This window comes from Bacillus cereus group sp. BfR-BA-01355, assembly GCF_022663675.1.
Lineage (GTDB): Bacteria > Bacillota > Bacilli > Bacillales > Bacillaceae_G > Bacillus_A > Bacillus_A thuringiensis_S.
In genome coordinates this window covers 1-10176 of sequence record NZ_JAKUFY010000151.1, presented here as the reverse complement: position 1 = coordinate 10176, position 10176 = coordinate 1, and the positions used below count along the sequence as shown (strand labels likewise).

The following is a 10176-nucleotide window of genomic DNA, read 5'->3' as shown; positions in this document are numbered from 1 at the left end:
AAGAGCAAACTGTTGCAAGTTGAGGAGTTAAGGAAATAAATGTAAGGAAAGAAAGAAACAAAAATTTGTAAATATCTGTTACAATAAATTAAATATAATAGTAGTTAAGATTTTTATACTAAGAATTATTTTATTGTGATCCATGGTTTAGGGAGGAAAAGAAAGTGGATAACTTATTACAAATGTTTCGAGATGCATTGCTAATCTCTGAGCCAATTTATAAAACTAACGAGCTAGTATGGAATAAGTGGAATGCATACTTTAAAGATGTTGAAAATAATAATAATAAAGTACTCACATCACCCCATGCTTCTCCATCATTTACTGCATTAGTATCTTGGTTAGAGAAAAAGCAAGAGTCTGGAATTACATTATTACAAATTTATGCGAAAATTGACTCTTATAAAGAAGAAATATATAAAGAAATTGAAGTATTTATAGAAAAAGAATTTCAAAATGTAGTACATACAAATTCTTTAATATTAGAAAATGATCAAAATATAGATAAGCCAAATATTGTGAATCACGAGGATTATTACGAGGTAAATAACTCTGCTGTTTATTATAAATTAAGAGATGGGATTGCAAAGAATCAATTTGAAGAAGATGAAATAAGTAAGGTCTTACAATATCCCATTGAAACGAGGTCTTCTAATGGTGTAGCTCAACTTTCTTCACACAAAGATGAAGATTTAAGACTTACCAATATAGAAGAAGCAGCTCGATGGAATACCCTTGTAGATGACGTAATGAGTAATATGGATGATTTAACGGCAGATTGCTTAGATGCAATCACAATACAGTGGATTAATGAAGCAAAATCTCCAGATGATTTTATTGACTTTTCGTATGAACAAGTTTTAGAAATGTGCAACATTCCAAAAACAGTTGTTAAAAATAAAGAATACTATAGAGCGGAAGATAAAATTAAGATAGCAAAGAGAATTGCAGCTTTAGCAAGCATTTTTATCTATTTAAATGATGAGAATGAAGTCGTTGTATTAAATGACCGTGATGATGATGGGGAACGTTTAGAATTAAAGCGTGAAGTTATCAAAAGATTATTTGTATTAGATTCAGTTGTTTTATGGAGACATAGTGTTACTAACGAATACATGGGCATTGAATCTTGTCGTATTAAGCCGGGTAGCTTTTTAACCAATTATTTGTATGGATCAAATAATACAACAGCCCTATTATCTAAAAAAGCACTTGAATACAATAGTTATAGACACAAATATCATAAAAGGTTAATTCGATACTTAACATGGCAATGGAGAATTAGACAAATGTATTCATCATTGAAAAAGCCATATTCTATAGGTGGGGACAAAGGACTGCTAGCAGTAATGGATATCCCAAAAGATTGGAAGCCTAATCGTATTAGAGAACAGTTAGAAAATGTTCTAATGGATTTAGAAAATGAAAAAGTAATCTCTCATTGGGAGTATAGTGATCCACTGGATGAACAACAAATTGGGAAACGTAATTGGTTTAAAAATTATTACACCAACTTAGGAATAACGATTTTACCACCTGAAGAAATGCTACAGTCAATGGATAGGGTAATAGGAAAGAAGAGTATAGAGGAACCACAAGAGCAATTACCGGAAGTAACAGTTGTTAAAGAAATAAAGAAGACTGTAGAATCAGTCGAACAAATAGAGAAAAAGATCCGTGACCAAATACTGAAAGTACACAATGAAAAAAAGGTAAGCATTCGTGAAATAGCAGATGAAATTAGTATTTCTCCGTCTACATTATCTAGGTTTTGTAATTATAAAACAAAACGTTTATCTAAAAAAGCATTAGAAAAGCTAACGAAATGGTGTGAAAGACAAGAAATATTAGAAAAGATGTAACATAAACTAAATATTTATTTTAATAATAGTCAAATTAAAAATACACATACATTATGTATGTGTATTTTACTTATTACTACTAATAACAGTCTGAATTTTCTTTATTAATGGTGGTTTTGGAGGGCGAAGATCCTACTGGAAAGTCAATATAGTTATGCTGTTTAATCCACTGCAATTAAATTTCTTGTCTTATCGATATGGTTCAGTAACATTCGATATTCTTCTTCATACATAGTTATACGTTGTAGAAGAGATTGATTCTCTGTTTCTAAATCTTCAATTTGATTTTGTAACTTTGTCAATTCATTCACATCTTTATAATTTTGTAGAAAGAGAATAATATCATCTAATGTAATAGACAAAGAGTTTTTTTCTTTTTCTGATGGGGAGAGGGGAATGTTGTTTCCCATTTTTCGGTCTTGTTTTGCTTGTTGTATTTCTTCTTGGTATTGTTTTCTCACATATGAATTCCAACGAAATCCACAAGCTGCGGGTGTTCTAGCTAGTAGTTTCGCTACTTCTTTGAATGCAGCTAATTGTGTTCCACCGTTACGAATATTCTGAAGTACTGTTGATGCGAGAAGTAAATCGTTATCATCAGTCCAGGAATCTTGTCTTGAGATTACCACGTTTTAACCCCCCTTATATGTTCTATATTATATATATGCAATTACTCAAAATGATAGAAGTTCAACTTCTCTTGAAATAATTGGGAGTAAGTTGATAGAAGTATGTATGATTGTAAATGCAAAATTGCATTTAAGGTTGACTATTTCATAAAGGTGTAACTATAATAGTTACAGTTATGCAACTGAATTAATAAAATGGCTGGTATGAATTGGTTGTATTAATGATGTATAAACAAATATTAAAGAATGAATGGAGTTGAAAATATAGTCCTACATATAAAACGTTTATATAAAAAGAAATTAGGTAAAATACATTTTTTTATAAGTATATATTAATAAAAAGAGGTGCACGTTTTGAAAATTTTTAAGGGAATTCTAGTTTCTTCAATTGCATTAACAGCATTTAATGGGGTGGGTGGACTACTTCCAAGTGAAAAATCAGAAGTTGCCTATGCAGCTACCTACAATTATACAAATAAGCAATTGAATTCTACTGTACATAAGCAAGTTAATAAACAATTAATTTTGAAATTTAAAAATGAAGCGAATTTACCATATCAGGATGGAATAGAAAAATTTATTAAAGAAGAAAAACAAGATCCTGAATTAATTGAAATTTTAGCTGAATATCCAAATGTAACTATAAATCGACTTTTTAATTCTTTAAATCCTAAAGAAATTAAAAATCTTGGGAAAGAAATAAAAGATTCCGATCATATTTCTTCTAATTTGCTAAGCTATTATATTGTAGAAACTCAAGATGATATTGATGTACAAGCATTACTTACAAAAATTGAAAAATCATCTCTTGTTGAAACGGCGTATTTACAGGAAGAAGAGGCGCCACCAGCAGAGCGTTTGCCAAATTTATCTGTTAATCCATATGATGAGCCTAGACTTACAAGACAAGGTTACCTTGAACCAGCACCATTAGGAATTAATGCACCTTATGCCTGGAGCATAAAAGGTGGAGATGGAAAAGGAACTACTTTCGTAGATATGGAGTATGGGTGGTTATTTAGTCATGAGGATTTAGTGAATCAAAAGATTGAATTGATATCTGGACAGAATAAAAGCGAGCACCATGATCATGGTACCTCAGTCTTAGGCATTGTTTCGGCAGAGGATAATAACATAGGTGGAATTGGGATCGCACCGAAAGCTAAGGTAAAGGTTGTATCCCAGATTAGGGATAACGGAAATTATAATACAGCTGATGCTATTTTAAGTGCGGTTAACAATATGCAAGCTGGAGATATTCTTTTACTAGAGGCACAAGCAACTTACGATGGATATGGAGATAAGAACTATTTTCCTGTGGAAGTAAAACCAGACATATTTGATGCAATTCGTATGGGAACAAATAAGGGAATTATTATTATTGAAGCAGGTGCAAACGGCGGAAATGATTTGGATCAATTTAGAGACCGTAATGGTAAACAAGTTTTAAATCGTAATAGTCCTGATTTTAAAGATTCAGGAGCAATTATGGTTGGGGCAGCTTCTGCAAGGGTTCCTCATAAGCGTTCATATTTCTCTAATTACGGTAGTAGAGTGGATGTATATGGATGGGGGAATGCAGTAGATACTACAGATGCTAAACCAAGTGAATTTATAACAAATTTATATACATCTAGTTTTGCTGGAACATCTAGTGCATCACCTATTATTGCTGGTGCTGCAGCATCAATTCAAGGAATTGTAAAAAATAATCAGGGGAGAGTATATACACCAAGACAGCTTAGGGCTATTTTAAGTGATTCTAGCACCGGAACGAAATCTAATGATCCAACTTCTGATAAAATTGGTGTTTTACCTGACTTAAAAGCCATTTTATCTAAACTTGGTTTTTCACCAAACTTAAGTAATGATTCTTCCATTGCATTTCCTGAGGAACAAGAAATAAATAAAGGGAATAAGGGAAATGAAGGATCTACTATTACATTCCCAAAAGAAGACTCCGCTAATGGTGAAGGAGACTCTAGCTTTATTTTCCCAGAATAATTGTAGGATATCTTCTATTTAATATAAAGGAATTTCATATAACTAGTTGAGTATAATACTGGTGAGATAGGCTCTTATGTGTAATAGCATAAGAGCCTATCTGTTGTATTTTTAAATGAGAAATTTTGTTTTAAAGTAAAACTTTATTCTTTCTTAATGTAAGAATATATTATAGATCGTAAAAGTTTAAGAAAATAGCAAAATGATTGAAAAAATTTCCTTTTTTCTTTAGGAGAGTGAGAATTTAAAATAAAATCACCATGATGGAAAGATTACTTGCATATATGAAGCTATTGTAACAGAGCCTTTTAAAGTTACTTGACGATTACATTTGTAAAAATATCCTCTAATTTGTATTATATTATGCTAGGTTTTATTGCATAGTTTTTAAAAGTAAGCTAGAATAATTCTCAGTAAAATATTTTTAATATTCAAATAAGTTTTCAGGGAGCACATAATCTTTTTATCAAATTATTAAAATTTAATTTGTAAATTAGTAAGATTATATCGTTTTTTTTGAATTTTCATGTTGAATTATTAGATTATTAACAATATAATAATTCTTGTTCGAACAAAAAATTACTTATTTGGGGGAAAATAGAAATGAATAAAGAATTATTTGATTTAGATATTAATAAGAAAATGGAAACACCTACTGAAATGACTGCACAAACTGTGCCAACAACTATTTTTGTATCAAGAAGTGTTTGTAAAACATTAACTTGTATTTGTACTATTTCATGCTCTAATTGTAAGTAAGAAGAGTTATCTAATTCATTAGAATTTGGGAGCCTATAAAAGAGCCATTCTTTTATAGGCTTTAATAGTTTTTATATACATATCCGTAAAATATTTTTAATAGGTAAACAAATATTAAGAGAGCATATAATCTTTTTATCAAGTTATCAAGTTATCAAGTTATCAAAATTTAATTTATAAAGTAGTAACATTACATTTAGGATTTATTTTTTGAATATTTCAATCAATATTATCTCTATAGAACTTCAAAAAATTCAATAAAAATACTTTTAAAGGAAAAAAGTATGAATTTTATTATTTTCATGTTGGATTATTAGATTATTAACAATATAATAATATCTATATAACAAAAAATTACTTGTTTGGGAGAAAATGGAAATGAATAAAGAACTATTTGATTTAGATATTAATAAGAAAATGGAAGCATCTACTGAAATGACTGTACAAACTTGGGGAACGGTTGTTAAAGTATCAAAGGCTATTTGTAAAACAGGAACTTGTATTGGCACTATTTCATGCACTAATTGTAAGTAAGAAGAGTGATCTAATTCATTAGAATTTGGGAGCCTATAAAAGAGTCATTCTTTTATAGGCTTTAAAATTTAATTTATAAAGTAGTAACATTACATTCAGGGTTTATTTTTTGAATATTTCAATCAATATTATCTCTATAGAACTTCAAAAAAATTCAATAAAAAACCTTTTAAAGGAAAAAAAGTATAAATTTAATTATTTTTACGTTGAATTATTAGATTATTGATAATATAATGATTTTGTTTAGGTGAAAAAATACTTATTTAGGAGAAAATAGAAATGGATAAAGAACTATTTGATTTAGATATTAATAAGAAAATGGAAACACCTACTGAAATGACAGCACAAACTTGGACTAGTATTTTAAAGGTGTCAAGGGCTCCTTGTAAATCAGGAACTTGTCTTTGTACTACTTCATGCTCTAATTGTAAATAAGACTGGTAATCTAATTAATTAGGGTTTGGGAGCCTATAAAGTAGCCATTCTTTTATAGGCTTTAAAAGTTTTTATTTACATATCGGTAGCTTATTTTTAATAGCTAAATAAACATTAAGGAAGCATATAATCTTTTTATTGAGTTATTAAAATTTAATTTATAAAATAGTAACATTACATTTAGGGTTTGTTATTTGGATATTTCAATAAACATCATATTCCTCCCAAGGAAACTTCAAAAAAATTCAATAAAAAACCTTTTAAAGGAAAAAAAGTATAAATTTTATTATTTTTATGTTGAATTATTAGATTATTGGTAATATAATAATTCTTGTTCGAACAAAAAATTACTTATTTGGGGGAAATTAGAAATGAATAAAGAACTATTTGATTTAGATATTAATAAGAAAATGGAAACACCTACTGAAATGACAGCACAAACTTGGACAACTATTGTTAAAGTCTCAAAGGCTGTTTGTAAAACAGGAACTTGTATTTGTACTACTTCATGCTCTAATTGTAAGTAAGACTAGGGATCTAATTAATTAGAATTTGAGAGCCTATAAAAGAGCCATTCTTTTATAGGCTTTAAAGTTTATATATATCCGTAGAATATTTTTAATAGGTAAACCAATATTAAGAGAGCATATAATTTTTTTATCAAGTTATTAAAATTCAATTTATAAAGTAGTAACATTACATCCAACAATTATTTTTTTGAATATTTCAATCATTATTATCTCTATGGAACTTCAAAAAAATTCAATAAAAATCCTTTTAAAGGAAAAAAGTATAAATTTTATTATTTTTATGTTGAATTATTAGATTATTGGTAATATAATAATTCTTGTTCGAACAAAAAAATTACTTATTTGGGGGAAATTAGAAATGAATAAAGAACTATTTGATTTAGATATTAATAAGAAAATGGAAACACCTACTGAAATGACAGCACAAACTTGGACAACTATTGTTAAAGTCTCAAAGGCTGTTTGTAAAACAGGAACTTGTATTTGTACTACTTCATGCTCTAATTGTAAGTAAGACTAGGGATCTAATTAATTAGAATTTGAGAGCCTATAAAAGAGCCATTCTTTTATAGGCTTTAAAAGTTTTTATATACATATAAGAGTATTTACATGGATTTATAGGTAGGTGTTAATGTAGATGGATACAATCAGGGAAAAGTTAAGTAGTTACAAACCAAACATTTACTGTTGGAATACAAGTAGATTAAGTGAGCAATTCAAAACATATGATATCGAAATTGGTCATCCAAGTATAAAAATTGCTATTTTGGATAGTGGCTGTGATTATCTTCATTCAGAATTAAATGATAATATCCTTATTAATAAATCTAAATCAATGATCCCTTATGAAGAGAATATTGAAGATTACAATGGCCATGGGACAGCAGTAATTAGTTCTATTATAGGTAAGAAAAATGTTAAGGGAATTGCTCCTGCAGTAAGCATCCTTAGTTATAAAATTGTAGATAAGAATGGATATGGAGAATTAAGATGGACTATTAATGCTATTAAACTAGCTATTCAAGAAAATGTTCACATCATAAATATCAGTTATACATCTAATAAAATAGATGATATCGATATGATTTATGAATATAAAGAAGTTGTTAAGGAGGCAATTAATAAGGGGATTTATGTAATATGCGCTGCTGGAAATGAATGCAAAGAAATCAAGCAGGGTTCAGAAAACCTCCCGATATATTTAGCGGAGGGGATAGTTATAGCATCTACAGACTATAAAGGAGAACTGTCCTCTTTTAGTAATTATGGAGTAGGGATAGATTTCTCCATGCCATCAGGTGGATTTTCACAAGGTTTCCCTTCTCAGTATGGATTGGTGATTGTGGCAAAGCCGCGTTCAATGGCACGGTTACATTTGGAAGATCAATATCAAGTTCCGAAAGACTATACTCTTACTATGGGTACAAGCATATCGTCTGCGTTGTTTAGTGGAACCATCGCTTTGTTATTAAGTAGATACTATAGATTATATAAAAAGTTACCAAAGAGAAATGAAATTTTAAGTTTAGTTAAGTTAAGTGGTAAACAAATAAACAGGCATTATTCAATGGTTGAAGTGAATACGTATAGAGCTCTAAATGAGATTAAGTAAGGAGGAATTAATGTGAAGCATCAATTACTAAATACATATATGTACCGTAAACCCATTTTAACTTTAAAAGAGTATCAAGAGCTTTTTGATTCAAAAATATCAACTTTAGAATACGAAAATAAGATAAAAGAGATATTTTCAGATGATAAATTAAAATTAGCTATATATATATCAAGTCCTACTATGTATGAAGCTTTAAATAGGTTAGACAGTTTAGATGCTAAAAAAAAGAGAAACTTTTTACATGGTATTACCAAATTTCTAATAAGAATGTCTACAAGGCCAACTCCTTTCGGTCTCTTCGCTGGTATGGGAATTGAATCTATCAATAATAATGGAAAAGGATCATTCAATATAGATTCGTATTTTAGGTTAGATTTTTCCACAATATATAAAATCGTCGAAGTGCTAGAAAATCAGGATGAGATTTTGAAAAAAGCAAATATTAGATTTAATAATCTTCTTTACAAACATGGTAATAGGTTGAAATTACCATATCAAAGTAATGTACATAATAAGGACAATATAGATGAGCATATGAAAATTATGACTGTTAAAAATAGTCCAGTTTTAGATTATATACGTAAAATTACAAGGAATGATATCAATTTTGAACAACTTGTAGATAAAATTAATAAAGAGTTTAATACTGAAGATACTACATCTAAAGGTTATTTGAAAAAATTAATAGATAATGATATTTTGTTTTCTGATTTAAGACCAGCATTATCTTCTAATGATCCCTTTAAGTATCTCATTACTATCTTAGAAGAAAAGAATATTAATCATGAATTGTTAGATAATTTAAAACAAATTAATTTTTCATTAGATAAGTTTAATTTAACTAAAGAAGAAATTTCTGTTAAGGAATTAAGTAATTTTAAATCACTTTTAAAAACCTTTAAATTATGTGGAGAAAAAGACATAAGAGTAGATGCTAAGTTAACTAATAGCTCGGAGTTAGCTTTAGGAGATGAAGATATAACTAACTTAGAGGAATTAAGTAGAATAATGAGCTATCTAGGATGTATAAATCCACTTCAAGTTCTTAATTCGTATAGGGATTCTTTTATTGAGAAATATGGCCCTTATCAAGAAGTACCGATATTGGAACTTTTAGACGAAGATTTAGGTTTAGGAAAGCCTAATGATTACGTAACGAATGGAAACTCTCAACCACAAATAAGTGAAAACCTTAGAGCAGTTAGGAACTTAATTCAAAAATGGCAGACCGAAGCTCTTATTAATAATGAAAATATTATTCTTGATGAAGACAAAATTAAAGAAATTAAAAAACATATCAGTAGAAATGATATTGAAAAAGAAAATATTGATTTAGAACTCTATTTTAACTATTTTCAATGCAAAGGTGCAAACAAATTTTATTTAGTTCCTAATACAGGTTCTACTCAAATAGGTAACACCTATGGAAGATTTAAATATATGTTTAACAAAAATGAAATAAATCAATTAAAAGATTTTAATGAATTCATAGAAGATCAAGATAGTAATATAAAATTTGCAGACTTAAGGATAAATCCAGACAATAGCAGTTTAGCTAACATTATGAATTCACCTAGTGTATATAAGAGTGAAATAAATCTTTGTACTAATCCTAGTGAAAGTTGCTCTAATAATATTGATATAGAAAATTTAGTTGTTGGTATTAATAACAATAAATTTTACATAAGAGATTCCTCTTCTAATAATATTATTATACCTAAAATAAGTAATATGTTTAATTATGAAAATGCAAATCTTATATATCGATTTTTAGCTGATGTTGGTGCTCTATACAGTGGAATATGGGG

General features: G+C 28.5%; 10 protein-coding genes. 9 read left to right on the top strand and 1 reads right to left on the bottom strand.

All coding sequences use genetic code 11. The features are described from left to right. The first annotated feature begins 164 nt into the window (after positions 1 to 164). Positions 165 to 1862, top strand: coding sequence for a helix-turn-helix domain-containing protein (locus tag MR167_RS28720; protein ID WP_000369377.1), 1698 nt, complete (start codon positions 165 to 167; stop codon positions 1860 to 1862). Between the two features lie 161 nt (positions 1863 to 2023). Here the strand turns inward: MR167_RS28720 and MR167_RS28715 are convergent, their stop codons facing one another. Continuing rightward, complete coding sequence (locus MR167_RS28715; protein WP_000237077.1) at positions 2024 to 2491, bottom strand: RsfA family transcriptional regulator; 468 nt, start codon at positions 2489 to 2491, stop codon at positions 2024 to 2026. A gap of 354 nt (positions 2492 to 2845) precedes the next feature. On the opposite strand from MR167_RS28715, the gene MR167_RS28710 reads away from it, so the two are divergent. The 8 genes from MR167_RS28710 to MR167_RS28675 all read left to right on the top strand — a co-directional run. After that, positions 2846 to 4495 (top strand): S8 family peptidase, encoded by a 1650-nt coding sequence (locus MR167_RS28710; protein WP_086398126.1) that lies wholly within the window; start codon positions 2846 to 2848, stop codon positions 4493 to 4495. Between the two features lie 603 nt (positions 4496 to 5098). After that, on the top strand, positions 5099 to 5254 hold the full coding sequence (locus MR167_RS28705) for a type A lantibiotic (RefSeq protein ID WP_001031159.1): 156 nt from the start codon (positions 5099 to 5101) through the stop codon (positions 5252 to 5254). A 378-nt stretch (positions 5255 to 5632) separates the two neighbouring features. After that, on the top strand, positions 5633 to 5788 hold the full coding sequence (locus MR167_RS28700) for a type A lantibiotic (RefSeq protein ID WP_086398127.1): 156 nt from the start codon (positions 5633 to 5635) through the stop codon (positions 5786 to 5788). A 279-nt stretch (positions 5789 to 6067) separates the two neighbouring features. After that, entirely contained in the window at positions 6068 to 6223 is a 156-nt protein-coding gene (locus MR167_RS28695) for a type A lantibiotic (protein WP_000356689.1), read from the top strand. 371 nt (positions 6224 to 6594) lie between these two features. Beyond that, positions 6595 to 6750: a type A lantibiotic gene (locus MR167_RS28690; RefSeq protein WP_001031160.1), complete on the top strand. Its 156-nt coding sequence runs from the start codon at positions 6595 to 6597 to the stop codon at positions 6748 to 6750. A gap of 361 nt (positions 6751 to 7111) precedes the next feature. Next, a complete protein-coding gene (locus MR167_RS28685) occupies positions 7112 to 7267 on the top strand; it encodes a type A lantibiotic (protein WP_001031160.1) in 156 nt (51 codons plus the stop codon). A gap of 123 nt (positions 7268 to 7390) precedes the next feature. Beyond that, a complete protein-coding gene (locus tag MR167_RS28680) occupies positions 7391 to 8365 on the top strand; it encodes a S8 family peptidase (protein ID WP_086398128.1) in 975 nt (324 codons plus the stop codon). A gap of 12 nt (positions 8366 to 8377) precedes the next feature. Continuing rightward, the coding region (locus MR167_RS28675) for a lantibiotic dehydratase (RefSeq protein WP_242316060.1) at positions 8378 to 10176 on the top strand (1799 nt) is incomplete at its 3' end.